The organism is Haloarcula sp. CBA1129, assembly GCF_008729015.1.
GTDB lineage: Archaea > Halobacteriota > Halobacteria > Halobacteriales > Haloarculaceae > Haloarcula.
In genome coordinates, this window is sequence record NZ_RKSM01000001.1 from 305,088 (window position 1) to 330,662 (window position 25,575).

Here is a 25,575-nt window from a genome sequence, read left to right on the forward strand (position 1 = left end):
GGTGACAGCGCGCCCCGAGGCGGTCACCGCCAGACAGCCCGACCGAGCCGCGTTTCCGAGAGGTCGAAGTCAAAGCGGTCCGTCCAGAGGAGGCCAGCCCCCAGCAGCGCGGCGAGGCCGACCGGCACCCAGTTCGCGTAAAAGAGGTTGATGCCACCCCACAGCAGGACGAAGCTCACGAGGTCGTCGAGCATGAACGGGCAGTCTCGGAGCCGCCGACGGAGCCCCGCGCGGTCGAACCCGAGGTCGAACAGCAGGACGGCGACCGACCCCGACAGGAGCCAGCCGGCGTAGTTCTGCCACGGGACGCCATAGAACTGGCTCACGTCGTAGGTCCAGAAGCCGATGGCGACCGCACCGGGGTCGAGCACGAGGTCGACGAGCATCACCGTCGAAAGCGTCGCCAGCAGCCGAACGGCGGTTGATTCCGCGCGGTTGCCGAGCAACAGCAAGACGAGCAGGTACGCATTCAGGACCAGCGGGAAGAAAAACACCGGGAGGCCAAAGGGCACCTCGCCAAGCAGCATCGGGCCGAGGTCGACGCCGTAAGTGAACTCTCCGTAGGGCCAGCCGGTCCTGACGCCGACGAGTTCGATGCCGTAGGAGTACAGCGTCAGTGCGACCAGCGCCAGCCCGGCCCGGCGGTCAACGAGCGGAAAGACGCCGGCGACCAGCGGCAGGCGCATCACGAACGTCCCGAACAGGACGAAGTAGGGGTTGAACGCGAGCGGGTCGGGCAGCACTCCCTCGGCGCTGGCCAGCAGGGTCACCGCGCCGACGAGCGGGAACACGACAGCGATGGTAAAGCGGTTCTCGGTGACGAACCGGTCGAACCGCGCGGTCGCGTCAGCCCGTGTTTCCGGCAGCGTCCACCCCGCTACCTCCAAGCCCTTGCCGTCAGCCATACAGCATCACCCACAGCGCGATAAGTGTGAATACCATGCCGACGACGGTGTTGATCGCGGGATACCACCAGTAGGCCTCGTCAATGTCCACGCCGATACCGAGAATCCCGAAGACGAGGCCGGGGTAGACGAGCAGTAGGAGGCCGAACACCCAGTGGGTGAAATTGAACACGAACGCGGCCGTGAGCCAGCACATCACGCAGTAGTAGTAGGTGTTTGACTCGCCCATGAACGTTGCTGTCGTCTGGATACCGGCCTCGCGGTCGGGCTCGATGTCGGGAATCGCCGAGAACGTATGCATCCCCATCGCCCAGAGCCACGCGCCGGCGACCGCCGTCGCTGGTGGGGCCGCCCCCTCGATAGCGGCGTATCCGATGACGCCGGGCAGGATGTACAGTCCGTTCGAGATGGAGTCCAGAAACGGCGTCGTCTTGAACCGCAGCGGCGGGGCCGAGTACTCCACCGACAGCGCAATCCAAGCGAGCAGGGCCACGACCCCGAGCATCGGCAGGCCGAGGACGAACAGCAACGCGAGCGCGCCGCTGGCGACGACGATGGCCGTGACGACGCTGTCGCCGCGGTAGCTCACCTCGCGGCCCTCGTCTTTCTTCGGATTGTGCTCGTCCACGTCGGCGTCGAAGATGTCGTTGACGCCGTAGAGAAAGACGTTCCCGGGGATGGTGAAGTACAGAAACAGCGCGATAGCCAGCGGCGAGAACAGTTCTCCCGGGCTGTCGGCCGCGTAGCTGACGCCGACGATGACCGGGCCGCCCAGATAGAGCCAGAAGCGCGGTCTGGAGAGCCGCAACAGGTAGCCCACGAGCGTCTCCTCCGGCGGAACCACGGCTTCGATGCGGTCGGTCGGGAGTTCTGGCATTACTCAGGCGATGTCTTCGATAAGCGCCTCCGCGGTGTGTTCGCCGCTGATGAGACACATCGGCACGCCGATGCCGGGCGTCGTGAACGACCCCGTGAAGTAGAGGCCGTCGACGGCCGACGAGCGGTTGTTGGGCCGCAACAGGGCCGTCTGGCGAAGCGTGTGGGCCAGCCCGAGGGCGGTTCCCTCGGTGGCGTTGTACCGCTCGCCGAAATCGGAGACGGCGAACTGCTTCTCGTAGACGATGCGGTCGCGCAGGTCGACGCCGGTGTTGTCGGCGATGTCGGCCAGAATCTTCTCGCGGTACTCTTCGCGGATCTCGTCGCCGTCGTGCAGGCCCGGCGCGATTGGGACCAGCACGAACAGGTTCGAGTGGCCGTCGGGGGCGACGGTGTCATCGGTCTTCGAGGGAACACAGAGGTAGTACGCCGGGTCGTCGGGCCATGCGGGATCCTCGAAGATATCGTCGAAGTGCGGGTCCCAGTCCGTCGGTAGGACGAGCGTGTGGTGCTCTAACGGCTCTACGTCGCCTTCGACGCCCATGTACATGAGGAACGCCGACGGCGCGTAGGTCTTGTCGTCCCAGTAGTCGTCGTCGTACTGGCGCTCATGCTCGGGCAGCAGCTCCCGCTCGGCGTGGGCGTAGTCGGCGTTGACGACAACTTCGTCGGGATGTGTCGTGTCGCCGTGGACCGTCTCGACGAGAAACCCCTCTTTGCGCCGGGAGATCTCGTCGACCTCGGCGTCGGTTTCGTACGTGACGCCGAGTTCCTCCCCCAGCTCGACGAGGCCGTCGACGACCGCGCCGACGCCGCCGTCGGGGTAGTAGACGCCGAGGTTGAAATCGACGTGGCTCATCATGTTGTACAGGGCTGGCGTTGTCTGGGGGGAACCCCCGAGGAAGACGAGGGTGTACTGCATTATCTGCTGGAGCTTCGGGTGCTCGAAGTAGTCCTCGACGTGGCCCTGCATCGAGCCGATGAGCTGGAGGCCGACCGGCGCGGCGGTCATTACGTCGAGGTCGACCCAGTCCCGTAGCTCCGAGCGGTCCTCGTAGACGAACTTGTTCATCGCCGTCTCGTAGTGGCGCTCGCTGGTCGCGAGATACTCCTCGAAGGCCTCGCCAGCGCCGGGTTCGTACTCTTCGAACTTCTGGGCCATCTGGTCGTTGTTGCCGGTCACGTCGATCTGGTCGCCGTCCTTGAAGAAGATGCGGTAGTGGGGGTCAAGACGCTGGAGGTCGTAGTAATCGCGGGGCTCTTTACCGAAGTAGGCGAAGAAGCGCTCGAACACGTCGGGCATCAGGTACCACGACGGGCCCATGTCGAACCGGAACCCATCGACCTCCAGCCGGGAGGCGCGACCACCGAGTTGCTCGTTTTTCTCCAGAAGCGCGACATCGGCCCCTGCGTCTGCCAGATAGCACGCGGCGGAGAGGCCGCCGATACCGCCGCCGACGACAGTCACATCCTCACCGGACAAGTCACTCATTACTAGCACTGAGGGGCTGGAACGTCAATAAATGGGCGGCCAAACTGCATCGGTATGGCATTCGTCGTCATATGCCGGACCACGGAGCGGCTCAGTGGAGACGTATATGGGGATGGGGGCCAGACTGGCACGTATGGAACCCGATTTCGCGGCACTGGACGCGTATCTGGATGACGCTGGCGTCGATGGCTACCTCCTTGATGCGGATTCCGAGGTGTCCGACCAGTACTACCTCTCCGGCTTCGACGCGCCGGACCCGTTCATTACGCTGTACGACGGCGATACACATCTGCTCTTCCCGCGGAGCCTCGAGTTCGGTCGAGCCAAGCGCGAGTCGAGGGCCGATACCGTCGAGCGGTACGTCGACTTCGGCCATCAGGAGAAAGTCGAGGAGTACGGCCCCGACGAGGCGGTCTCACACGTCCTCGCGGATTTCCTTGCGGCCTATGACGTGGAGAGCGTGGCCGTGCCACCGCGGTTCCCGCTCCGAACTGCCGACGGCCTGCGGGCACGCGGCGTCGACGTGGCGGCTGATACCGATGGTATCGTCACGGAAATCCGGGCGACAAAAACCGAGGACGAGGTCGACCACATCCGAACGGCACAGCGGGCCAACGAAGCGGCGATGGATGCAGCCGAGTCGCTGCTCGAAGCGTCGAAAATCGCTGCTGACGACACGCTCGAAGTCGACGGGGAGACGCTGACAAGCGAGCGGGTGAAAGAGGAGATAGAGGTGACGCTGCTCCGACACGGCTGTTCGCTTGACGAGACAATCGTCGCCTGTGGTGCGGACGCCGCGGACCCTCACGACCGCGGAAGCGGTCCGCTCGCCGCTCACGAGCCGATCATCATCGACATCTTCCCGCAGGACAAGGCGACGAAGTACCACGCCGACATGACTCGGACGTTCGTCAAAGGCGAGCCAAGCGAGACAGTGCGCGAGTGGTACGACCTGACAGAGCGCGCGGTGGAAGCCGCGTTCGACGCGCTGGAACCCGGTGCGACCGGCAAGGACGTACACGACGCTGTCTGTGACGTGTACGAGGACGCCGGCGAACCGACACTGCGTGACGACGAACGGACGGAGACAGGCTTCATCCACAGCACAGGCCACGGCGTCGGGCTGGATGTCCACGAACTCCCACAGCTATCACCGAATGGCGGCGAACTCGAACCGGGGCACATCGTCACTATCGAGCCCGGCCTCTACGACCCCGATGTCGGCGGCGTCAGAATCGAGGACATCGCCGTCGTCACTGCTGACGGCTACGAGAACCTGACCGAGTACGGGATTCAGCTAGTCGTCTGATCCGGGCATTTCAGGGCCGTTCCATTTGTTTCCCATCGGATAACAGACCGTTCTGGCGTCTCCGGTCCGGGTCCCCAGAGCGTGTATTCGCGGAGTATGTTACCCCTTGACAATATTTTCCACCACTACATCATGAACATTTATTATGGATGGGGCGAAAGGTGGTGATACTCAATGCTTGTATCCATTGTACGCCCCGCACACACCTCCCCCACTGCACTGCCCACAAACCACAGACGCCGGCCGACACGACCCCCAGGATGACAACACGAATCACGACCCCTCGAAACGACGACTCGTACCCGACAACCACGCTGCCGTTCGACGACGCGGACAGCGACTCCCGCCGCGCGCCGAAGATGTTCTCGCCGACCAATCACGCCACGATGGGCCAGTTCGACACGGAAGCTAGGGACCCGCGCTGAACTGGGACACAACGCATATCCCGACGGCACGCCTCCATGCCGATATGTCCGATTACACCACGGTATCGATTCCGAAGGACCTCGCGGAGCGCGTCGAAGAGACAATTGAAGGAACGAGTTTCTCCAGCACCTCTGACCTCGTTCGGTTCCTGCTCCGGAGTATCGTCGTCGAACACCAGCGCGAAGGAGAACTGACCGAAGCGCAGTTTCAGGACATCACCGACCAGCTGCGGGATCTCGGCTATCTGGAGTAACCGACACGACGGTAGCTGAGTGCTATTGCGGATACTTCTCGGGCGGTTCGACGTCCAGAACCGTCACCTCTTGTTCCTGTCCGGCTCTATCGAAGGCTCCGAAGGCGTCGATATCCCACGGCGGGATGCCGACGAAGATCACCTCGTGCAGATCGTCGGTCTTGCTGATACCCATATACCCGTCAGGGTGAGAGACGAACCGCCCCTGTGTCTGGCCGGCCGGCGTCCCCAGATCGACGCCGAACACTGCGTTCACCGAGGCCCCGGCTGAAGGGAGATAGAAGTCGGTGAACACTGGTGTCTCGTCCGGCAAATCTGCATCAGGAAGGTCTTCTGCAGGCGTGACGGCCAGCGAAATCGTCACGTCGTCAGGTTCGGCCTCGCTGGCGAGCCGCAACAGCGTTTCGACGAGTCCGCGTGTGACATAGACCACGCTATTCTTTCGCACGGCCCGGGTAAAACGCCGTCGTTTACGTCGGTTTAGCCGAGCACGAGCGACTTGAGGTTTTTCGCGTACAGGCCCGGTGTCCGGCCGCGCGACCCGCGGAGCGCGTACGCGATGGCCTCAGTCGCGTCCTCCATCACGCCTTCTCCGTGGCCGACCAAGACCCGATCGGGGTCCAGTCGGGAGAGTTTCTTCGGGGGGAACAGGCGCAACATCGGGTGGACGCCGAGGCGCTCGTCGCCGGCGAGGAAGTAGTCCGCCGCCCCGACCGCCTCCGGGACGACCAACGTATCGTCTTCGTCGCCATACAGCGCGGCCTCTTGCCAGAACGTGTTCTCGATAATCTTGTGGACGCCGTAGTCCGTGCCCGGCAGCTGTCGGTGTATGCGTTCCACCGGCGCGTCGATGTCCGCCTCGACACCCGACATCCACTCGGGGATGTACACTGACACATCGTGGCGGTTTGCAACGGCGGCGCTGTCGCGTTTGTGGCGGTCTAACAGGATGACGACGCCGGCCACTTCGCCGAACTCGGCGAACAAGTCGTCGATGCCGTCGACGTCTATCGGGTCGACGACAAACACACCGGCGTCTGTCTTGAGAACGTGGCTCGCCCGGACCATCATCTCGTCGGGATACGGGATGTAGCTCACGCCGCGGTCCCAGCGGTTCGTCTCCGTCCACCCTGTCGTTTCGTCCTGACTGTTGGTTGGCATACGCCTCTATACGAGCCTGACGCGAATAAATGGTCGAGAACGGGAAACACGCGTGCGTGGGTTGTTCTGCCTTCGAAACGGCGTCCACAGCGGCTTTGTCGGTGGCGGTCGAAGCGCCGCTATGCTCTCGTCGCCCGCTTGGCTCACGCTAGAGGTGAAGTATCCGGACCGTGCAACGGCGTTCTACGAGGCCTTTCTGGAACTCGATGTCGTCTCGGAGGCGTCCGACCAAGCCGTGCTCGCGGCCGGCGACACCGAACTCAGGCTCCGCGCGCCGGGAGCGGTTCCGCGCGGCGGGCTCCACACCCACTATGCGCTGACAATCCCCGAACGGGAGTACGACGACTGGTACGACCGACTGGACGAGCGCTTCGACCTCGTCGAGCATACGTTCGGGGACGCGCGGTCGCTGTACTTCTATGACCCGCAGGGGAACTGCGTGGAACTCGGCGAGCGGGCGGTAGACGGCGCTGGCGTCACCGGACTGTTCGAGATCGTCCTCGAAGTCGAGGACCTGTCCACAGCAGTGAACTTTTACACCACGTTGGGGTTCGAGCTGGTCGACGACGGCCGCGACGAAGGCCGGGTCAGGCTGTCGACCGGTGAACTCGATCTGGAACTGTGGTCACCGCGGCTCGGTATCGCCGATGCCCGCGGCGGCGTCCACGTCGACTTCGGTGTCGTCGCCGAAGACCCGAAATCGACGGCTCGGGAGGTCGCCGACGACGCGCTCGCGGTCACGTCCGTTGAGGACGGCGTCCGAATCAGGGACCCAGACGGCCACTACCTGACGCTGGTGTCAGAATAGGCAGCCGCCAGTGTCAGCGTAGCCGGCTACCGATGCCAGCGTAGCCGACCAGTGGTATCAGGAACTGCATCCGCCGGAAGTGAATATAATGACTACCCCTGTATTAGTAGCTGTATAGACCCCTCATAGGCAGGGCCTTTTCGTGTCGACGGCCACCGTTCACCTGAGGATGTCCCCGACTGACTCCCGGATCGAGCGCGATGTCCCTGCGAAGGCGACGCTGTTCTGTCCGGACTGTGGGCACCAGAGCAGGTACGACGGCGACTGGATTGTGGTTGAGCGCCGCGGCGGCACGCACTACCGCTGTCCGGACTGCCACGCCCAGATCACGACCCGACTACGCCACACTGACAGGGGTGCGCCTCGGTTCTTCGACACCTACTGGCAAGCGTGGGATCACGGTATCCGCGTGTGGCACGGACTGCTACAGCGACTCCTCTCCCCGTGACCGACGTGCCAGCTACTGCCGGATATCTGAGACGGCAAACCCCACTGTGCTCGATATGCTCGTTCCAGAAGCCCAGCATCCATACTGCTCTGTTCGGAGGGCAGAGCCTGTTTCGCCGCTCAGCCCAGCCGCTCGGAGTCGATACTGACGCCCGGCGGCGTCACGATCAGGAAGCCCCGGAAATGCATCAGTTCGCCGCCGGCCTCCCGGACCGGTCGGGCGAACCCGGCGGCGAGTTCGTTCAGGTCGCCCTCGACGTTGAGAACCAGTACCGCTCCGTTCTCGATGGTGTCGATCCACTGTTCGGGCGACTCCGACCCGTCGAGGACGCCAAGCACGACGCGGTTGCTGCCGGCCCCGTCACGGTCCTCGTCCATCTGGTCCTCCACGGCCTGCAGGTCAAGGCCCTCGAAATCGCTCATAGCCACATACATGCGCGGACAGAGCAAAAATCCTCCCCACCTGTCTGACGCGCGGCAGTCGCGATAGCCACGGTCGCCACCGTGTGCCGTGTGCACGCATCACCGCCTTATGGACAAGTATAAATAGTGGAAGCATCCAGTTACGGGTGCTTATGTCCAACAACGAGGGCACGTCGGAATCTCCGGCGGATCGAGTTCTTCCAGGGCACACTGGATTCCACGTCTGAGATAACAGACGCACGGATTTTCGACACCACGCTGCGCGATGGTGAGCAGTCACCACGCACGTCGTTCAACTACGAGGACAAACGCGAGATAGCCGCGCTGCTCGACGAGATGGGCACCCACGTCATCGAGGCCGGGTTCCCCGTCAACTCCGACGCGGAGTTCGAGGCAGTGCGCGACATCGCCGAGTCCACGCAAGTGACGACCTGCGGGCTGGCGCGTGTGGTCGAGAAAGACATCGAGGCGGCCTTGGATTCTGGTGTGGACATGGTCCACACCTTCGTCTCGACGTCGGACGTACAGTTGCAGGATTCCATGCACGCGACCCGTCAGGAGGCACTCGACACCGCCGTCGACTGTGTCGAGATGATCACAGACGCGGGCGCCGAATGCATGTTCTCGCCGATGGACGCCACGAGGACTGACGAGGACTTCCTCGTCGAAGTCATCGAGGCTACGTCCGCGGCGGGTGCGGACTGGATCAACATTCCGGACACGTGTGGGGTCGCCACGCCGCGGCGGTTCTACGACCTCATCGAGATTGTCGACGACTGCACCGACGCCTATATCGACGTGCACACGCACGACGACTTCGGGCTGGCGTCGGCCAACGCTATCTCCGGCTTCGAGGCCGGAGCCAGTCAGGCGCAGGTGTCAGTCAACGGCATCGGCGAACGTGCCGGCAACGCGGCCTACGAAGAGGTCGTGATGGCGCTTGAGTCGCTGTATGATGTCGACACCGGAATCGACACCACCCGCATCACGGAGCTCTCCCGTATCGTCGAGGAGAAGTCCGACATCGGGGTGCCGGCGAACAAGCCCGTCGTCGGGCGCAACGCCTTCTCCCACGAGAGCGGCATCCACGCCGCCGGTGTCATCGAGAACTCCGACACGTTCGAACCGGGCGTCATGACTCCCGAGATGGTCGGGGCCACGCGCGAACTCGTGCTCGGCAAGCACACCGGAGCCCACTCGGTTCGGGAGCGACTCGTCGACGCCGGCTACGACCCGACCGAGGCGGAGGTCCGAGAAGTGACCCGCCGCGTCAAGGAGTACGGCGCGGAAGAGCAGGTCACCATGTCGGTGCTCGAACGGTTCGCCGAGGAGATCGGTGTGACCGAGGAAAGCGAGGAGGTCCGGGCGTAGGTCGATGACCTCGCTTTCGGCCGTCACTACGAGTGAGCAGCCACCGGTGAGTACCCGGTTTCGAGCGGCTGCCCGCCAACAACTATCACAGAACGCTTATTATTCGGGACGAACTGCATCCAGATGTGATGACCGCGGCTGCTGGGCGTCAGGTTCGACCACCCGCCAGCACCGCGACCGCTATTCTCGGCGTGCGTATTGTAGGGGCACTATAGCCCCTCTTTTCACATTTTCACCCCCGGTCGAATCGATTCGCTACAACACCACAGAGTCACCAGTCATGCACGCAGCATACACATCACCGCGGTATCGACCCCGAACAAACGGAGGAATGGCACGATGAGCGAACGCGCATCGGTCCCCAAGGAGGAGGACGAAACGGAGACGGAAACGGAACAAGACCCCGTCACAACGGGCGCGCAATCGGTCATCCGTGCGCTAGAAAACGCCGGGACGGACTACGTCTTCGGCGTTCAGGGCGGCGCGATCATGCCCGTCTACGACGCGCTGTACGACTCCGATATCAACCACGTCACGATGGCCCACGAACAGGGGGCCTCTCACGCGGCAGACGCGTACGGTGTCGTCACTGGCGACCCCGGCGTCTGTTTCGCCACGTCCGGCCCCGGTGCGACGAACCTCGTTACCGGCATCGCTGACGCCAACATGGACTCAGACCCGGTCATCGCACTGACCGGGCAGGTCCCGACGGAGTTCGTCGGTAACGACGCGTTCCAAGAGACGGACACGGTCGGCATCACCCAACCGATCACGAAAGAGAGCTACTTCGCCGCCGACTCCGACACTGTCGGGGACAATGTCAGCGAGGCGTTTGCCCTCGCCGACGCCGGCCGACAGGGGCCGACGCTGGTCGACCTGCCGAAGGACGTGACCCAAGGCGAAACCGAGGTCGAACCCGGTGCCCCCGAGACGCCAGAGACCTACGAGGTGCCTGAGGAAGCGGACGACGAAAACGTTCAGGAGGCCGCCGAAGCGCTGGCCGAAGCCGACCGCCCGGTCATCCTCTCGGGCGGCGGCGTCATCAAGGCGAACGCCTCAAGCGCACTCCGGGAGTTCGCAAAGGAGTACGAGATTCCGGTCATCACGACGATGCCCGGCATCGGCTCGTTCCCGGAAGACCACGAACTCTCGCTTGAATGGGCCGGTATGCACGGCACCGGGTACGCCAACATGGCGATTACCAACACCGACTGCATGCTGGCTATCGGGACGCGCTTCGACGACCGCCTGACCGGTGGCGTCGACTCCTTCGCCCCCGACGCGGAGGTCATCCACGTCGATATCGACCCCGCGGAAATCAGCAAGAACGTCTACGCCGACTACCCGCTTATCGGCGACGCTCGGGAAGTGCTCCGGCAGCTGTTCGACGCAATGCCGCGCGCCCCGGACGCCGACGAGTGGCGTGACCAGTGTCAGGTCTGGAAAGACGAGTATCCGATGTCCTACGACACGCCCGACGACGAGCCGCTGAAGCCACAATACGTCGTCGAGCAGTTCTCGGAGATGACGCCGGACGACACCATCGTCTGTACCGGCGTCGGGCAACACCAGATGTGGGCCTCCCAGTTCTGGGAGTACACCGAGCCCCGGACGTGGGTGTCCTCCCACGGTCTCGGGACGATGGGCTACGGTGTGCCCGCCGCTATCGGCGCGAAACTCGCTGCCCCGGATCAGGAGGTCGTCTGCTTCGACGGCGACGGCTCGTTCCTGATGACCGTCCAGGGGCTGTCGGTCGCGGTGCGTGAGCAACTGGACATCACCTACGTCGTCCTGAACAACGAGGCGGTCGGGATGGTCCGCCAGTGGCAGGACGGCTTCTACGAGGGCCGCCGGATGGCCTCGGAGTACCCGTGGATCCCGCAGTTCGACAAGCTCGCCGAGGCCTTCGGCGCACGCGGGTTCACGCTGGAGTCCTACGAGAACGTCGAGGAAACGATACAGGAAGCACGCGACTACGACGGGCCAAGCGTCATCGACGCCCACATCGACCCCGGGGAGAACGTCTTCCCGATGGTTCCAAGCGGCGGTGACAACGGCCTGTTCGCGCTCGAAGAAGACCATCTGGATCAACTATGACAGGAGGAATGCCGGGCCCCGCGCCGGACGAACGGATGCGCCCGAAGGGCCGACGCAACACGCAGGGAATCCGCGTCGACCCCGAGGCCGAAGTGACCCACGAACCGCGACAGGCGGTGCTGTCAGCGCTGGTCAAACACCGACCGGGCGTGCTTTCGGAGGTGTCGGCGCTGTTCAGCCGACGGCAGTTCAACATCGAAAGCCTCACCGTCGGCCCAACAGCCGACGATGACACAGCCCGGATGACGATCCTCATCGAGGAGCCCGAACCGGGGATCGATCAGGCAAAAAAGCAACTGCGGAAGCTCGTTCCCGTCATCTCGGTCAGAGAGCTCGAAGGCGAGGCCGTCCGTCGGGAGCTCGCGCTGGTGAAAGTCAGCGGCGAGAAACCAGACGACGTCAATGCGGTCGCCGATATGTACAACGGGCAAGCCGTCGACGCGTCGACCGACTCGGTCACCGTCGAAATCACGGGCAGCAAGCAGAAGATCGACGCCGCCATCGAGGCGTTCAAGCAGTTCGATGTGCAGGAGATCGTGCGAACCGGGGCCGCCGCACTGGATCGCGGCCCGAAAACACTAGAGAAAGATGTCTGACGAATTCACCACAACAGTCTACTACGACGAAGACGCTGACGTATCGACACTCGACGACGAGACCGTAGCCGTGCTGGGCTACGGGTCACAGGGCCACGCCCACGCGCTGAACCTCCATGAGTCCGGCGTGGACGTGGTCGTCGGCCTCCGCAAGGACTCCTCGTCGTGGGCCGACGCCGAAGACGCCGGCCTCCGCGTCGAGACACCCGATGTTGCCGCCAGCGAGGCAGACCGCGTCGTGATGCTCGTCCCCGACACGGTCCAGCCGGCCGTGTACGAAGCCATCGAGGATGAACTGGACGCTGGCGACACGCTTCAGTTCGCGCACGGCTTCAACATCCACTACGGCCAGATCGAACCGCCGGAGGACGTGGACGTGACGATGGTCGCGCCCAAATCGCCGGGCCACCTCGTGCGCCGGACCTACGAGCGCGGCGAGGGGACGCCGGGCCTCATCGCGGTGTATCAGGACGCGACCGGCAACGCCAAACAGGAGTCACTGGCCTACGCGAAGGGCGTCGGCTGCACCCGCGCCGGCGTCATCGAGACCACCTTTCAGGAAGAAGTCGAGACGGACCTCTTCGGCGAGCAGGCCGTCCTCTGTGGCGGCGTTACCGAGATGGTCAAGGTCGGCTTCGAGACGCTGGTCGACGCCGGCTACGCGCCGGAGATGGCCTACTTCGAGTGTCTGAACGAACTCAAACTCATTGTCGACCTCATGTACGAGGGCGGCCACATGGAGATGTGGAACTCCGTCTCCGACACCGCCGAGTACGGCGGCTTGACCCGCGGCGAGGAGGTCATCGACCGCGAAGGGATGGAGAAGATCCTCGAAGAGGTCCAGAACGGCGAGTTCGCTCGCGAGTGGATCAACGAGAATCAGGCCAACCGACCCGCCTACAAGCAGTATCGCGACGCCGAACAGAACCACCAGATCGAAGCCGTCGGCGAGAACCTGCGCGAACTGTTCGCGTGGGGTGAGGACGCCGACGCAGAGAAGACAGAAGCCCCAGCAGATGACTAACGAACGCACGGATCCGACGGACGACGAACAGAACGAATCGCGCACGACCATGGGGAGCATCGAGCACACGCACCCCCAGACGAACGGAACCTTCGGCGCGGTGTTCCGCCGCGGCCCGGTCGTGGCCGCCGACGGCGGCGAACGCGACGCCGAAGAGGAGACAGACGAGACGATGGAAGACATCGACCACGAAGCATCCGACGAGGGTGTCACCCGCGCGTACGAGCGCGGAACTGAAGGGCGGGACGAGACAGTATGAGTGAGAACACACTGTACGACAAGGTGTGGGACCAGCACAAAGTCACGACCCTGCCAAACGGGCAGGACCAGCTGTTCGTCGGGCTGCACCTCATCCACGAGGTTACTAGCCCGCAGGCGTTCGGGATGCTCAAAGAACGCGGCCTCGAAGTCGCCCGACCTGACCTGACCCACGCGACGGTCGACCATATCGTGCCGACCGCAAATCAGGACCGGCCCTACAGCGACGACGCGGCCGAGACGATGATGGCGGAACTCGAAGAGAACGTCCGAGACGCCGGCATCCAGTTCTCGGACCCGACGACGGGCGATCAGGGTATCGTCCACGTCATCGGCCCGGAGCAGGGCATCACTCAGCCCGGCAAGACAATCGTCTGTGGCGACAGCCACACCTCCACCCACGGTGCCTTCGGCGCGCTCGCGTTCGGTATCGGGACCAGCCAGATTCGGGACGTGCTGGCGACCCAGACCATCGCGATGGAGAAACAGAAGGTCCGCAAAATCGAGGTCACCGGTGAACTCGACGAGGGTGTCGAGGCCAAGGACATCATCCTCGAAATCATCCGCCGGCTGGGCACCGAAGGCGGCGTCGGCTACGTCTACGAGTACGCCGGCGAGACCATCGAGAACCTCGACATGGAAGGTCGGATGTCTATCTGTAACATGTCCATCGAGGGCGGCGCTCGCGCGGGCTATGTCAACCCCGACGAGACCACATACGAGTGGCTGGAGGGGACGGACTACTTCCAAGAGCACCCCGAGAAGTTCGAGGAACTCAAGCCGTACTGGGAGTCCATCCGCTCGGACGAGGACGCCGAATACGACGATGTCGTCGAAATCGACGCCAGCGAACTCGACCCCGTCGTCACATGGGGGACCACGCCCGGCCAAGGTATCGGCATCGATGACCCGATTCCGGAACCCGAGGAGTTGGCTGACGACAAAGTTGACACCGCCCGCCGCGCACAGGAGCACATGCGCGTCGAGCCCGGCGAGACCATGGAAGGGTACGACATTGATGTCGCCTTCCTCGGCTCCTGTACCAACGCTCGACTGCCCGACCTGCGCCGCGGGGCCCGCATCGTCAAGGGGCGTCAGGTCGCCGATGACGTGCGAGCGTTCGTCGTCCCCGGTAGCCAGCGCGTCCAGCGTGCCGCCGAGGAGGAAGGCCTGAAAGACATCTTCGAGGAAGCCGGCTTCGAGTGGCGCAACGCCGGCTGTTCGATGTGTCTGGGCATGAACGAGGACCAACTGGAGGGCGACGAGGCCTGTGCCTCCTCCTCGAACCGGAACTTCGTCGGCCGGCAGGGCAGCAAGGACGGCCGCACCGTCCTGATGAACCCACGAATGGTGGCCGCCGCGGCCATCACCGGCGAGGTCTCTGACGTGCGCGACTTAGAGGAGGTGGCATTAGTATGACCGACGCGACTGAGGACATCCCGTCGGTCGACTACGTCGAGGGAGCCGGTATCCCGATCCGCGGGAACGACATCGACACGGACCAGATCATCCCGGCGCGGTTCATGAAGGTCGTCACCTTCGACGGTCTGGGCGAGTTCGCCTTCTTCGACCTGCGGTTCGACGACGAGGACAACGAGAAGGACCACCCGTTCAACGAGGAGCGGTTTCAGGACTCGAACGTGATGGTGGTCAACAACAACTTCGGCTGTGGCTCCTCGCGTGAACACGCGCCACAGGCCCTGATGCGCTGGGGCATCGACGCCATCATCGGTGAGGGCTTCGCCGAAATTTTCGCTGGGAACTGTCTCGCGCTCGGCATTCCGACAGTCACTGCCGACCACGAGACGATCAACGCGCTCCAGCAGTGGGTCGACGACAACCCCGATGGCGACATCGAAGTCGACGTGCGGGCGGAAACGGTCACCTACGGTGACAACGAGATCAACGTCAGCGTCGACCGCGCCCAGCGCGAGGCCCTCGTCGAGGGCAACTGGGACACGACGGCGCTGATGAAGGCAAACCGGAACGCTATCGAGGAGACGGCCTCGCAACTGCCGTATCTGGACCAGACGCGGTCGGAACTCGAAGCGGACGACTAACGCGAGGTCGCGAAGCGACCTCGGTATGCGCGAACGGCGACGTCGAGAGCGCCAGAGAACCGCCTTACGTGTCCGAAGCGTCGGCGTCCGGTTCGCAGTAGCGGACGATTACCGCGAGGTCGCAAAGCGGCCTCGGATAGCCTGAACGGATTTTCTGTCTCGAATATGGTAAGACCAATAGCTGTGCGGGGCGCGTCATCTTTGCATGGATCAGATTCGGGAGATACACATCGCGCCGCTGGGGCACGAACGCGACCGGATCGCCGAGCCGATTCACCAGCACAACGCTGACGACGTGTACCTCCTCACAGCGACGACGGAGCCGTCACGGTTGACGCCGTACCAGCAGGCACTTGTCGAAGAACTGGATGACAACGGCGTTAGTGTCGAACTCCACCGTGCGGAGCTACACGACCTCTATGATGTGCTGGCGGTCGTCACGACACTGACCGCCGACCATCCCGAGGATATCGTGCGTGTCAACGTCTCCAGCGGGCCGAAGGTAGCGGCTATCGGAAGCGCAATCGCGTGTATGGCGACGGCGGCGACGGCGTATTACGTCCATCCCGAGGAACACGTCCCGTCGGTTTCGGCGGAACCGCTCACTCGCGGGATGGAGCGCGCAGAGGTCTTGCCGTCGTACCCCATCGAAGCGATCTCCCGCGATCAGGTCGCCGTCCTTGATTACCTCAACCGAACAAACACGGACACATACACCGCCAAGAAGTCGGATCTTATCGAGTTCGCAGAGGACGCCGGGCTTTCGTTCATTGCCGACGCTGACCCCGCAAACGAGAAGGCGAAGTTCGCGCTGTTGAACGCAAACATCGTCGACCCGCTGGCCGAGGACGAGTACATTACGGTCAGCAACATCGGCCGGACAAAACAGATAGAGCTGACAGACACCGGCGAAAACGCCCTCCACGCGTTCCGACACAGGCTCTGAGCTGGCCCGCGGTTCTTGTGACCCAGCAGCTCACGGCACGCATAAAATAGAACCAAACGTTTTCGTAGTTTCAGACGCTATTCAGATGCACTTGGGCAACGCCCCACATGAGCCACTTCTCGATAGACAGCGTCACTGTACTCCACGTCGACGACGAACCAGATTTCGGCGAAATCGTCGCGGAGTTTCTGGAACGGGAGGACGCCGCGTTCTCGGTGAGGACAGCCACGAGCGTCGACGACGCGCTGACAGTGCTCCGGAACGAGTCCATCGAGTGCGTCGTCAGCGACTACGATATGCCCGACAGAGACGGGCTGGAGTTACTGGAGTTGGTACGGGACGACTACCCGGACCTGCCGTTTATTCTGTTCACAGGGAAGGGGTCAGAGGAGATTGCGAGCCAAGCGATATCCGCTGGCGTCACCGACTACCTCCAGAAGGGGGTCGGGACGGAGCAGTACACGGTGCTGGCAAACCGAATCCGGAACGCGGTCCGGAGCACTCGGGCCGAAACCGCGGTCCAGCGCACGGAGGACCGGTACCACAACCTCGTCGACACTGCGCCGATTCCGATCCTCCTCTTCGACCGTAACTGGGAGGCTCTGTACGCCAATGAGGCAGCCGTGGCGTTTCTCGATGCAGACTCGTTCGCCGAAATCGCGGGCAAGAAAGCAAGTGACTTTCTCCACCCTGACGAGCGGGACACAGCCAGAGAACGGTTCCAGCAGTTGATTCGTGACGACGTTTCCGTTCCGGAAAAAGAGTACCGCGTGATAACCGTCACAGATGAAGTGAAGGAGGCGACGATTGCCACCGCACCCGGCTACTACCGCGGCGAGAAGGTCGCGCAGGCGATGGTGTATCGATAGCCCGCGGCCGATTTATCACAAGCATCTACCGACCGTTTCTGCTCGTCAGTGTTGACCGATAGTACCTGTAGTATTGATAGTATAGATAGTATAGATAGTATCAAGATAGAGCCTACATACTCACCTCCACTACGAATAGTCGCGCACGGGTCGCCAGCAATCACCCCCGGTTCGCTTCGGCCCTCCACACGCTCACATCGTCCGCTGGTCGCCCGTGCCATCCCCTGACCGTGGTCCGTTTCCGCCTCCGAACGCCGGTTTCCGTGTTTTCGATCCGCGAGAACGACCTGCCATCCACATCTGGAGCGCCGCTGGTGCGACGAATATCTGTGAGCCTGATACGCCGGAACCGAACCACTTTCACCAGCCGGCTACGTGCCTCCCGCTATGACTCACGAGATAGCCGTTATTCCCGGCGACGGAATCGGACAGGAGGTCACACCCGCCGCGGTCGAAGTCCTTTCGGCCATCGACGCTGTCGACTTCGACTTCGTCGAGGGCGAGGCCGGCGACGCGGTGAAGGCGGAAACCGGCGAGGCGCTCCCCCAGAAGACGCGCGACTTGGCGGCCGACGCCGACGCGACGCTGTTCGGCGCGGCCGGCGAGACGGCGGCCGACGTTATTCTGCCGCTCCGGCAGGTCGTCGGTTCGTTCGCAAACGTCCGTCCGGCCCGATCCTACCCCGGTCTCGACGCCGTCCAGCCCGACACGGATATCGTGTTCATCCGGGAGAACACTGAGGGTGTCTACAAAGGCATCGAGAGCGAGATCGCCGAGGGTGTCACTACCTGTACGCGAGTCATCACGGAGGAAGCCTCCGAGAAGATCGCCGAATACGGGTTCAGCTATGCGAAACAGAACGGCTACGACGACGTAACTATCGCTCACAAGGCCAATGTCATGCGCACCACCGACGGCCTGTTCCTCGATGCGGCGTCGGCGGTCGGTGAGGACCGGGACGCGACCTACGACACCGCGCTCATGGACGCGCTCGCGATGCACCTCGTGATGAACCCGCAGGATTACGGTGTCGTCATCTGTCCGAACCTCGCCGGTGATATGCTCTCGGACCTCGCCGCGGGCCTCGTCGGCGGCCTCGGTCTGCTGCCGTCGGCTAATATCGGCGAGGACAACGCGCTGTTCGAGCCGGTCCACGGCTCCGCGCCGGACATCGCCGGCGAGGGCATCGCCAATCCGTCGGCGATGATTCTCTCCGCCGCGATGTTGCTCGACCACCTCGGGTACGACGAGCAGGGCGACGCCGTCCGGTCGGCCGTCGAGGCCGTGCTCGACTCGGGGCCCCGGACGCCGGATCTGGACGGCAACGCATCCACTGAGGACGTGACTGCGGCTGTCGTCGACGAGCTGTAACCGGTTTTCTCTCGCCCTATCCCGTCAGAAACAAGCATAGTCCAATAGAAAGAGGTAAAACCGAAGCGAAACAATCACAGCCGAAAGAATGCTCCCGGCCGAGCGAAAGCGCACTATCGTCCAGTTGGTGACAGAGCGAGACGGCTGTTCAGTGTCGGAGCTGGCCGCGGAACTGGAGTTTTCGAAGGCGACGATACGCCGCGATCTCCGGGACCTCGAGTCACAAGGCCGAATCGAGCGGTCCCACGGCGGCGCAGTGCCGGCATCCTCTGCCGGAACGGAGCGACCGTATGGTCAGCGTGAGGTCGACCACTACGCGGAGAAACAAGCCATCGGCGAGCGAGCCGCACAGGAAGTCCGCGAAGGGCACGTGGTCTGTTTCGATGCGGGCTCGACGACGATGGAAGTCGCTCGCGCGATTCCGGACACTGACTACGTCGCGGCGACGAATATGCCACAGCTCGCCATCGAAATGGCCGAGCGAGATGTCGATGCCAAACTCACCGGTGGGAGCCTCCGACCGCGGACCCGCGCGCTCGTCGGCCCGATGGCCGAGCGCGCTATCGGACGAATGAACTTCGATCTGCTGTTTCTGGGGACGAACGCGCTCGACAGCGCCGCCGGGCTGTCGACGCCCAACGAGGACGAGGCGGCCGTCAAGGAACTGATGGTCGAGCGCGCTCGCCGTGTCGTGCTAGTCGCCGACGCGTCGAAGTTCGGCGACCGGAGCTTCGTCACCTTCGCCGATCTGGATCAGGTCGACCTGCTCGTCAGCGACGCCAGCCCGTCAGGGGCGCTCGCCACGGCACTCGCGGATGCAGACGTAGATATCGAAGAGGTCAGCACATGATTGTCACCGTCACCTACAACCCCGCAGTCGACCAAACGATCCAGTTCGATGAGCAGATGGCTCCCGACCGCGTCATGCGGGCCGACAAAGCGCAATTTGACGCCGGTGGGAAAGGCATCAATGCGGCGCAGTTGTTCACCGCCATGGACCGGCCCTGTGTTGCGACGGGACTGCTAGGTGGGTTCACCGGCTCGTTCATCCGAGATACGCTGGAGGACGACGGCGTCGAGACGGCCTTTGTAGAGGTGGACGGAACGACCCGGCTCAACACCACTGCTATCGCAGCCGCCGAGGAGTACAAACTGAATCAGGCCGGGCCAACCGTCGACGAGTCGGTCGTCGACTCGCTGCTCGAACAGGTGCGAGCGCAGGACCCCGACCGCGTGCTCGTCGGTGGGAGCCTGCCGCCGGGGCTGTCCCCCGAGGCCATCGACCGTATCGCGGCCGGCGGCGACTGGGAAACCGTCGTCGACACCGGTGGCGATGTCCTCCGAGAACTCGACGCCCAGTACGGACTCTGTAAACCGAACCGGGCCGAACTCGGCGACGCGACCGGGGCCGATGTCTCCTCCGTCGAGGGATGTGCAGACGCGGCAGACACGTTCCGAGAGCATGGTTTCGACCGCGTTCTGGCTTCTCTCGGTGCGGACGGTGCAGTTCTCGTTGGCGATGCGGGCCGACTGTACGCGGAAGCGCTCGACATCGACGTGGTCGACACCGTCGGCGCTGGCGACGCGCTCCTCTCAGGCGTGTTGAGTGCTTGGGAGGCTGGGGCGGACGACGAGACGGCGCTGCGGACCGGCGTGGCCGTCTCCGCGCAGGTCGTCCAGCGGGCCGGCACGGCCGTCCCCGACTTAGATGACATCGACTCGCTCCGAGACGGCGTGACGGTGCGGCGGCTGTAGCGACTGGAAACTCTTTTCCCAGAAATAGAGGAACCCGAGATAGCTCGGGCCGGTCAGAACTTTTCGAGGTAGTCGTCGACGAACGCGCGTACGTCGGTCAGCGACGGCTGGTCGGCGGTCCGGACGAAGTAGCCGGCGACGGCGTTGCCGACGACGACGGCGGCCGCCGGCGGGAGGCCGGCGATGCGAGCGAGGCCCAGCCCGGCGTTGAAGTGGTCGCCGGAACTGGTCGTCAGCTCCGGGTCCGAGACGGCGGGGACAGCCACGCTGTCGGTTCCGTCGGCGGTGACGACGACCGAGCGTTCGACGCCGTGGCCGACGAACCACGTCGGCGACAGTGCCTCAAACACCGCCTCGGCGTCCTCGGCGAAGGACCGCTCGGCCTCGCCGGCGTAGGCGTCCGCCAGAACGCCTGTTTCGGCCCGGTTCGAAGAGACCACCACGTCGGTCACCTCGTCCAGCCGGCCGATGGCCTCCCGGCCGGCGCGCAGGCGGTCGGCGTCGAGCTTTCGCACGTCGCCGGGGTCGACGAGCACCGTCTCCGGCGGGTCGTCGATGTCGCTCCAGAGAGACCCCAGACCGTCGAAGATGGACGGCAGGTCCGGCGTCTCCGACCAGTAGCCGGTCCCTAACAGGCTCGCACCGTCAAGCTTCTCGGCCAGTCGGTCGTGGCCGAAGGTCGCGTCGAGTTCGGCCCAGTCCAGCGACATCGTGTCGCCGATCTCGGTGAGCATCAGCTTCCCGTCGTCGAACTCGACGGCGTCGGTGACGCCGGGTTCGCCCAGCGAATGGAGTTCGTAGTCGCCGAACTCCCTCTCGAAGGCGTCGCGGACTGGGTCGCCGTACATCCCGACCATCACCGGGTCGAACGACCAGCCGCCGAAGGCCCGGGCGAGGTGGCTGGTGTGGCCGCCGGTCCGGTTCCCCTGCTGGAGCCACTCGAAGGAGAGGGAGCTTTCAGCGGCGACGGAGCGGTCGATGCGGTCGCCAAAGCCTTCCAGCGTGGCGAGGCGCTCGTGGCTCTCGGGGTCGATACGGTCCGCGACGATCTCTCGGACGCGGTCGAGGTAGCCATCGAAGCCGAAGACGACCCGGCCCGTGTCGATAGCGTCGGGAAGCGCACCGCTGGCGGGCAACGCTTCGTCCGCTGCGGCGACGGCTCGGCGCGTCTCCTCGTCCATGGCCTACAGGACGTCGTCGGCTGTCGCGTCCTCGAAGATGACGCCTTCGAGCTTGTCCAGAATGTCGTAGGGGTCATCGCGCTGCCAGACGTTGCGGCCGACGGCGAGGCCGGCGACGCCGACGTCCATGCAGTCCTCGACGAGTTCGAGGAAGTCCCGGTCGGAGGTCTTCGAGCCGCCCGAGAGCAGGACGCGGTTGTCGGCCGCCGAGCGGACGGCGTGGGCCATCGCTTCCTTGTCCCGCGGATACTTGACCTTCGTGAAATCAGCACCCAACTCCAGACCGATGCGGGCCGCGTAGGCGATGGTCGACGGACTCCGGTGCTCCTTGATAGCCTGCCCGCGCGGGTACGACCACATCGCGATGGGAAGGTCGTGGTCCCGTGCGTTCTCTTGGACCGGGCGGAAGTCCTCGAACATGTCGGTCTCGCGGTTGACGCCCGGATAGACGGTGTAGCCGATGGCGTCGGCACCGAGTTCGGCCGCGTAGTCGACCGACCAGTTCTGGGGCGAGTACGGGTCGCCCATCCAGAGGTCCGAGCCGCCATTGAGCTTCGCCAGCAGGTTCACGTCGTCCTCGTAGCTCGGGTAGTACGTCTCGGCGAGACCCTTCCCGACAGCCAGAGCCGTCACGGCATCGTGGGTCGCCATCTCGAACACTTCGCGGGGGTCGAGGCGCTCCTCGACGCCGCTGAACTGCTTAGGACCGTGTTCCAGCCCGTGGTCGTGGGCCAGCACGAGCGTCTTGTCGTTCCGTACGAGCGGTGAGTCACCCAGTGGTCGCATGTGTGGTGTTTCTACCGAGAACGACCATTAACCGTTTTCGGTTCTGATTTGTTACTACTGTTCGCGTTCGTTTTTGAGCGAGAGCGGGAAGTAAGTGTGTTCCAGTGAAAGGTTCGGCTATGCCAGCCGTGGAACTGGACGCCGAACCAGTCGACCGTTTCGCGATCTCCACGTCGAGGACGAATCGTCCGACGACGTCGTGACGGCGCTCATCAACATCGACGAAGCCGAGGAGCTGACGCTGTTCCACGACGGCGACGAGTACTAACCCTGGGCCTGCTCACAGACGGACTTCCAGCGCCCGTTTGACTCCAATTTCTCCTGTAGCTGCTCAGCGTACGCCTGCGCGAGCTGTGCCGCTTCCTCTTCCTGTTGCTTGTTGCCACCGCCGCCGGACCCACTCAGTCCGAGCGCGTCCTTGACGCCCGAGAGGAGGCCGCCCCCGGAGCTACCGCTGTCCCCGCCGGGACCGCCCATCGGCCCCTGATTTGCGACTCGTTCCATCTCCGGCATGACGCTGGAGAGCTTCGACGTATCGGCGACGATGCGCGCAGCGTCGGGGTCGCCCGGATTCTCGATCTCGAACTCGACGGCAGTCATCACCAGCCCCCACTGCTGGCTGGAGAACGACGACGCTTTGACCTGTTCGTTGAACCGCTGGTCGACCGCCATCCGTTCGCCGGCGATGCGGTCGGTCCAGTTTGAATCGCTCATGGACTGGTGTTTGCGGGCCGGCGGTATGAGCGTTTCCCGCTTCGTGCGGTGTTCTACGGTAAAAAGCACCGTTTCCGGGCGCTCGTCACGTCTCTGACTGCCCCACTCCCACGTCGTATTGTCTTCAAAACGGTTCCAATATGTTAAGTTAGCTCACGATATACTTGTATCTCAATGACTACTGAGCTTGGGACAGGGCAGGCGACGGGGGACTCTGGTGATGCCGCAGCTATGGACGCTATACGGGAAGCCATGGACGCCATCTCGGCCAGCGAACCGGACTTCTGTCAGATTTTCTGCTCCCCGACATACGATTACGAGGCGGTGCTGTGGGGTGCTCGAAGTGTCGTCGGTTCAGATACCGAGATTGTGGGCTGTTCGTCCTCCGGCGAGTTCACTGAAACGGGCTCGGGGAACGGAACTGTCACAGTCGGCGTCGTTTCGTCGGACTCGATGCGGTTCTTCTCCAGCCTTTCGACGGAACTCAGCGCCGATCCCGAGCGCTGCCTGTTCGAAGCCGTTCATGATCTCCCTGCGAGCGAGGACCCTGCTGTCGATGGGTATCCGCACCGAACGATCATCAACCTCCACGACGGCATGGCCGGCATCGGAAACAAGGTCACTCGACTCACCGAACAGTACCTCGACGACGAGGAGACGCCGGTCGTCGGCGGGTCTGCGGGTGACGACCTCCAGTTACAGCAGACCCACGTCTTCCGGAACGACCGCGTCAAGACGGACGCCGTCGTCCTCGCGCTCATTGCCTCAGAGGACCCGCTTCCAGTGACAGTCAACCACGGCCACGAACCGATCTCCGAGGCGATGACGGTAACCCGAGCAGAGGGAAGCACCGTGTACGAACTCGACGGCAGACCTGCCTTCGAGGCTTGGCGGGACGCGATTCGAGCGGATGCGATGGAGACATACGATATCGATGTCGACGAGCTGGAAGCAGGGTCTGAGGACCTCGTCATGCTGCTCGGCCGCTACGAACTCGGTATCGAGTCGGAGCCGGACGCGGATGCGGACGGACTCGCTTCCCGAATCAAGACCTTCATCGAGAGCAAGCTCATCTCGACGCAGGGATACAACATCCGATGGCCGGGTCACACAACCGACACCGAAGGGCCACTGGATTTCGCCGTCACCGTCTCCGAAGGGACGGAAGTGCGGGTGACACACAGTAATAAATCCGATCAGGTGTATGCGGTCCGGAACGCCGCGACCAACGCCGTCAATGAACTCCGCGGCGGCAGCGTGGCGGGTGGGTTCGTGTACGACTGCGCCTGCCGTGCGATGATTCTCGGCGACGACTTCGATGACGCCGTCGACACGATTCACAGCGCTATCGACGCGCCCTTCGCCGGCTTCGAAACCTACGGTGAAGTCTGTTCGGCCGACGAGGATTACACTGGCTATCATAACACGTCCTCAGTCATCCTGCTGTTCCCGGAGTGACGACTACAGGACTGCTGCCGGCGAAAAATAACGCCTTCTCCGTTCTGCCGCTCAGACGCCGGACTCGATAGTGATTTCGGCGTGTAGCTCGTCCTGCAGCGCCGAGTGGACGTGACAGATGTCCTCGGCGAGTTCCACGATGTCCTGCTCTTCGTCGGCAAGTGACTCCTCGACCTCGACGTGGAAGTCGATATACTCCAGATCGTCGTCCTCGTCGAGACCTGCGGCGACCTCGACGTCGACGCTGCCGATGTCTTCGTGGCCGTACTTGTCGGCGGCAACACGCAGCGCCGGGATGTAACAGGAGGCGTAGTCGGCGGCCAGCACCTCGTTCGGCGACGGTCCGTTCTCGCTCAACGCGTCGACGATGAGTTCCCACTCACCGTTGATGACGCTCTCTACTGTGTAGCCCTCTTCGCACGTGCTTTCGACTTCAATGTCTGCCATAGCACTCTGGAGGGTCACAGCCCTCCCTCTAAACGTTTCCTGCATGGCATCTCGGTCGTGCCCAGAGTAGTCGGACAGCGGTGTGTCCATCTGCCGAAGGATAATACACTTCCAGTCCGTATGTACCGGCAATGGAACACCTCGCACCGTCGAACGTGCCGGTGTACGCCACGCGGGAACACCAGCGCGAAATCTGGGAGCGCTGTCGGGACCGAGGACACCCAGTCCTCGCCGTCCGGGACGCGACGCGGGGGTTCATTGTCCGGTACGACCTCCAGCATCTGTCCTACGAGCTCACAGACGCCACCGTTCAGGCGCTCCGGGACCGTGTCCGGTCTCGCCGACCGTATCCGACGACGACGGACCCGATTTCGGAGACGGAGGGCGTCGGCGGCGAGGCTGGCCCGGTGTCCGGTGAACTCCATGCGGACACCGAACAGGCTGCCAGAGAACTGGCCTCACATATCTCTGGGTTCGTGCTGGACCGGTCGAACTGGCGGTAGTACCGAACCAACGTGGACGTGGCTTTTTGCCACAGCCGT

Annotated in this window: 30 protein-coding genes; 20 read left to right on the plus strand and 10 right to left on the minus strand. The window is 63.5% G+C overall.

What is annotated here, in order from left to right; translation table 11 throughout:
- Nucleotides 1-23: 23 nt before the first annotated feature.
- From cruF to crtD, 3 genes are read right to left on the minus strand one after another with little or no spacing between them, the layout of a single operon-like run.
- The gene (gene cruF / locus Har1129_RS01500; RefSeq protein ID WP_151099044.1) at nucleotides 24-905 is read right to left on the minus strand and encodes a bisanhydrobacterioruberin hydratase; all 882 of its coding nucleotides are present in this window, start codon (nucleotides 903-905) and stop codon (nucleotides 24-26) included.
- The gene (locus Har1129_RS01505) at nucleotides 898-1,782 is read right to left on the minus strand and encodes a prenyltransferase (protein WP_151099045.1); all 885 of its coding nucleotides are present in this window, start codon (nucleotides 1,780-1,782) and stop codon (nucleotides 898-900) included. The genes cruF and Har1129_RS01505 overlap by 8 nt, the downstream gene beginning before the upstream one ends.
- A gap of 3 nt (nucleotides 1,783-1,785) precedes the next feature.
- Nucleotides 1,786-3,273 carry a carotenoid 3,4-desaturase gene (gene crtD / locus Har1129_RS01510; protein WP_151099046.1) on the minus strand — a complete coding sequence of 496 codons (1,488 nt, stop codon included), beginning with the start codon at nucleotides 3,271-3,273 and terminating at the stop codon, nucleotides 1,786-1,788.
- Between the two features lie 133 nt (nucleotides 3,274-3,406).
- Between crtD and Har1129_RS01515 the strand changes: the two genes are divergently transcribed.
- The 3 genes from Har1129_RS01515 (at nucleotide 3,407) to Har1129_RS01520 (ending at nucleotide 5,261) form a co-directional block, all read left to right on the plus strand.
- The gene (locus tag Har1129_RS01515; protein WP_151099047.1) at nucleotides 3,407-4,582 is read left to right on the plus strand and encodes a Xaa-Pro peptidase family protein; all 1,176 of its coding nucleotides are present in this window, start codon (nucleotides 3,407-3,409) and stop codon (nucleotides 4,580-4,582) included.
- Nucleotides 4,583-4,842: 260 nt separating this feature from the next.
- Complete coding sequence (locus Har1129_RS20350; RefSeq protein WP_191906150.1) at nucleotides 4,843-5,007, plus strand: hypothetical protein; 165 nt, start codon at nucleotides 4,843-4,845, stop codon at nucleotides 5,005-5,007.
- 44 nt (nucleotides 5,008-5,051) lie between these two features.
- On the plus strand, nucleotides 5,052-5,261 hold the full coding sequence (locus tag Har1129_RS01520) for a ribbon-helix-helix domain-containing protein (protein WP_004515598.1): 210 nt from the start codon (nucleotides 5,052-5,054) through the stop codon (nucleotides 5,259-5,261).
- A gap of 22 nt (nucleotides 5,262-5,283) precedes the next feature.
- Here Har1129_RS01520 and Har1129_RS01525 read toward each other — a convergent pair whose 3' ends face one another.
- Both Har1129_RS01525 and Har1129_RS01530 read right to left on the minus strand, forming a co-directional pair.
- Complete coding sequence (locus tag Har1129_RS01525; RefSeq protein WP_151099048.1) at nucleotides 5,284-5,694, minus strand: hypothetical protein; 411 nt, start codon at nucleotides 5,692-5,694, stop codon at nucleotides 5,284-5,286.
- Between the two features lie 47 nt (nucleotides 5,695-5,741).
- Nucleotides 5,742-6,422, minus strand: coding sequence for a hypothetical protein (locus Har1129_RS01530; protein ID WP_151099049.1), 681 nt, complete (start codon nucleotides 6,420-6,422; stop codon nucleotides 5,742-5,744).
- Between the two features lie 121 nt (nucleotides 6,423-6,543).
- Here Har1129_RS01530 and Har1129_RS01535 point away from each other — a divergent pair, with 121 nt between their 5' ends.
- Both Har1129_RS01535 and Har1129_RS01540 read left to right on the plus strand, forming a co-directional pair.
- Nucleotides 6,544-7,230, plus strand: coding sequence for a VOC family protein (locus Har1129_RS01535; RefSeq protein WP_151099050.1), 687 nt, complete (start codon nucleotides 6,544-6,546; stop codon nucleotides 7,228-7,230).
- Nucleotides 7,231-7,399: 169 nt separating this feature from the next.
- A complete protein-coding gene (locus Har1129_RS01540) occupies nucleotides 7,400-7,678 on the plus strand; it encodes a hypothetical protein (RefSeq protein WP_151099051.1) in 279 nt (92 codons plus the stop codon).
- Between the two features lie 119 nt (nucleotides 7,679-7,797).
- Here Har1129_RS01540 and Har1129_RS01545 read toward each other — a convergent pair whose 3' ends face one another.
- On the minus strand, nucleotides 7,798-8,100 hold the full coding sequence (locus Har1129_RS01545) for a DUF5779 family protein (RefSeq protein WP_151099052.1): 303 nt from the start codon (nucleotides 8,098-8,100) through the stop codon (nucleotides 7,798-7,800).
- Nucleotides 8,101-8,226: 126 nt separating this feature from the next.
- On the opposite strand from Har1129_RS01545, the gene Har1129_RS01550 reads away from it, so the two are divergent.
- The 12 genes from Har1129_RS01550 to pfkB all read left to right on the plus strand — a co-directional run bounded on the left by Har1129_RS01550 (nucleotide 8,227) and on the right by pfkB (nucleotide 20,447).
- Complete coding sequence (locus tag Har1129_RS01550) at nucleotides 8,227-9,471, plus strand: LeuA family protein (RefSeq protein ID WP_151099053.1); 1,245 nt, start codon at nucleotides 8,227-8,229, stop codon at nucleotides 9,469-9,471.
- 339 nt (nucleotides 9,472-9,810) lie between these two features.
- Nucleotides 9,811-11,568, plus strand: coding sequence for a biosynthetic-type acetolactate synthase large subunit (gene ilvB, locus Har1129_RS01555; RefSeq protein ID WP_151099054.1), 1,758 nt, complete (start codon nucleotides 9,811-9,813; stop codon nucleotides 11,566-11,568).
- Between the two features lie 8 nt (nucleotides 11,569-11,576).
- Nucleotides 11,577-12,164 (plus strand): acetolactate synthase small subunit, encoded by a 588-nt coding sequence (gene ilvN, locus Har1129_RS01560; RefSeq protein WP_151099055.1) that lies wholly within the window; start codon nucleotides 11,577-11,579, stop codon nucleotides 12,162-12,164.
- Nucleotides 12,157-13,188 (plus strand): ketol-acid reductoisomerase, encoded by a 1,032-nt coding sequence (ilvC, locus tag Har1129_RS01565; protein ID WP_151099056.1) that lies wholly within the window; start codon nucleotides 12,157-12,159, stop codon nucleotides 13,186-13,188. Before ilvN ends, ilvC begins: the two co-directional genes overlap by 8 nt.
- Complete coding sequence (locus Har1129_RS01570) at nucleotides 13,181-13,447, plus strand: hypothetical protein (protein WP_151099057.1); 267 nt, start codon at nucleotides 13,181-13,183, stop codon at nucleotides 13,445-13,447. The genes ilvC and Har1129_RS01570 overlap by 8 nt, the downstream gene beginning before the upstream one ends.
- Nucleotides 13,444-14,865, plus strand: a complete 1,422-nt coding sequence (leuC, locus tag Har1129_RS01575; protein ID WP_151099058.1) for a 3-isopropylmalate dehydratase large subunit — start codon at nucleotides 13,444-13,446, stop codon at nucleotides 14,863-14,865. Before Har1129_RS01570 ends, leuC begins: the two co-directional genes overlap by 4 nt.
- The gene (leuD, locus tag Har1129_RS01580; protein ID WP_151099059.1) at nucleotides 14,862-15,506 is read left to right on the plus strand and encodes a 3-isopropylmalate dehydratase small subunit; all 645 of its coding nucleotides are present in this window, start codon (nucleotides 14,862-14,864) and stop codon (nucleotides 15,504-15,506) included. Before leuC ends, leuD begins: the two co-directional genes overlap by 4 nt.
- A gap of 205 nt (nucleotides 15,507-15,711) precedes the next feature.
- Entirely contained in the window at nucleotides 15,712-16,452 is a 741-nt protein-coding gene (locus tag Har1129_RS01585; RefSeq protein ID WP_151099060.1) for a DUF6293 family protein, read from the plus strand.
- Between the two features lie 107 nt (nucleotides 16,453-16,559).
- On the plus strand, nucleotides 16,560-17,321 hold the full coding sequence (locus Har1129_RS01590; RefSeq protein WP_151099061.1) for a response regulator: 762 nt from the start codon (nucleotides 16,560-16,562) through the stop codon (nucleotides 17,319-17,321).
- A gap of 387 nt (nucleotides 17,322-17,708) precedes the next feature.
- Nucleotides 17,709-18,692 carry an isocitrate/isopropylmalate dehydrogenase family protein gene (locus Har1129_RS01595; RefSeq protein WP_151099062.1) on the plus strand — a complete coding sequence of 328 codons (984 nt, stop codon included), beginning with the start codon at nucleotides 17,709-17,711 and terminating at the stop codon, nucleotides 18,690-18,692.
- Nucleotides 18,693-18,780: 88 nt separating this feature from the next.
- Nucleotides 18,781-19,542, plus strand: a complete 762-nt coding sequence (gene glpR, locus Har1129_RS01600; protein WP_151099063.1) for an HTH-type transcriptional regulator GlpR — start codon at nucleotides 18,781-18,783, stop codon at nucleotides 19,540-19,542.
- Nucleotides 19,539-20,447 carry a 1-phosphofructokinase gene (gene pfkB, locus Har1129_RS01605; protein WP_151099064.1) on the plus strand — a complete coding sequence of 303 codons (909 nt, stop codon included), beginning with the start codon at nucleotides 19,539-19,541 and terminating at the stop codon, nucleotides 20,445-20,447. The genes glpR and pfkB overlap by 4 nt, the downstream gene beginning before the upstream one ends.
- A 53-nt stretch (nucleotides 20,448-20,500) precedes the next feature.
- On the opposite strand, the gene Har1129_RS01610 is transcribed toward pfkB, so the two are convergent.
- Both Har1129_RS01610 and Har1129_RS01615 read right to left on the minus strand, forming a co-directional pair.
- Complete coding sequence (locus tag Har1129_RS01610; RefSeq protein WP_151099065.1) at nucleotides 20,501-21,628, minus strand: hypothetical protein; 1,128 nt, start codon at nucleotides 21,626-21,628, stop codon at nucleotides 20,501-20,503.
- 3 nt (nucleotides 21,629-21,631) lie between these two features.
- The gene (locus Har1129_RS01615; protein WP_004962592.1) at nucleotides 21,632-22,414 is read right to left on the minus strand and encodes a class I fructose-bisphosphate aldolase; all 783 of its coding nucleotides are present in this window, start codon (nucleotides 22,412-22,414) and stop codon (nucleotides 21,632-21,634) included.
- Nucleotides 22,415-22,508: 94 nt separating this feature from the next.
- Here Har1129_RS01615 and Har1129_RS20355 point away from each other — a divergent pair, with 94 nt between their 5' ends.
- Nucleotides 22,509-22,682, plus strand: a complete 174-nt coding sequence (locus Har1129_RS20355) for a hypothetical protein (RefSeq protein WP_191906201.1) — start codon at nucleotides 22,509-22,511, stop codon at nucleotides 22,680-22,682.
- Here Har1129_RS20355 and Har1129_RS01620 read toward each other — a convergent pair.
- On the minus strand, nucleotides 22,679-23,128 hold the full coding sequence (locus tag Har1129_RS01620; protein WP_151099066.1) for a DUF5799 family protein: 450 nt from the start codon (nucleotides 23,126-23,128) through the stop codon (nucleotides 22,679-22,681). The two genes, Har1129_RS20355 and Har1129_RS01620, sit on opposite strands and share 4 nt — an antisense overlap.
- A gap of 174 nt (nucleotides 23,129-23,302) precedes the next feature.
- On the opposite strand from Har1129_RS01620, the gene Har1129_RS01625 reads away from it, so the two are divergent.
- Nucleotides 23,303-24,586, plus strand: a complete 1,284-nt coding sequence (locus Har1129_RS01625; protein ID WP_151099067.1) for an FIST signal transduction protein — start codon at nucleotides 23,303-23,305, stop codon at nucleotides 24,584-24,586.
- A 51-nt stretch (nucleotides 24,587-24,637) separates the two neighbouring features.
- Here Har1129_RS01625 and Har1129_RS01630 read toward each other — a convergent pair whose 3' ends face one another.
- Nucleotides 24,638-25,033: an OsmC family protein gene (locus Har1129_RS01630; RefSeq protein WP_050007744.1), complete on the minus strand. Its 396-nt coding sequence runs from the start codon at nucleotides 25,031-25,033 to the stop codon at nucleotides 24,638-24,640.
- Between the two features lie 131 nt (nucleotides 25,034-25,164).
- Here Har1129_RS01630 and Har1129_RS01635 point away from each other — a divergent pair, with 131 nt between their 5' ends.
- On the plus strand, nucleotides 25,165-25,536 hold the full coding sequence (locus Har1129_RS01635) for a hypothetical protein (protein ID WP_151099068.1): 372 nt from the start codon (nucleotides 25,165-25,167) through the stop codon (nucleotides 25,534-25,536).
- Nucleotides 25,537-25,575: the final 39 nt, after the last annotated feature.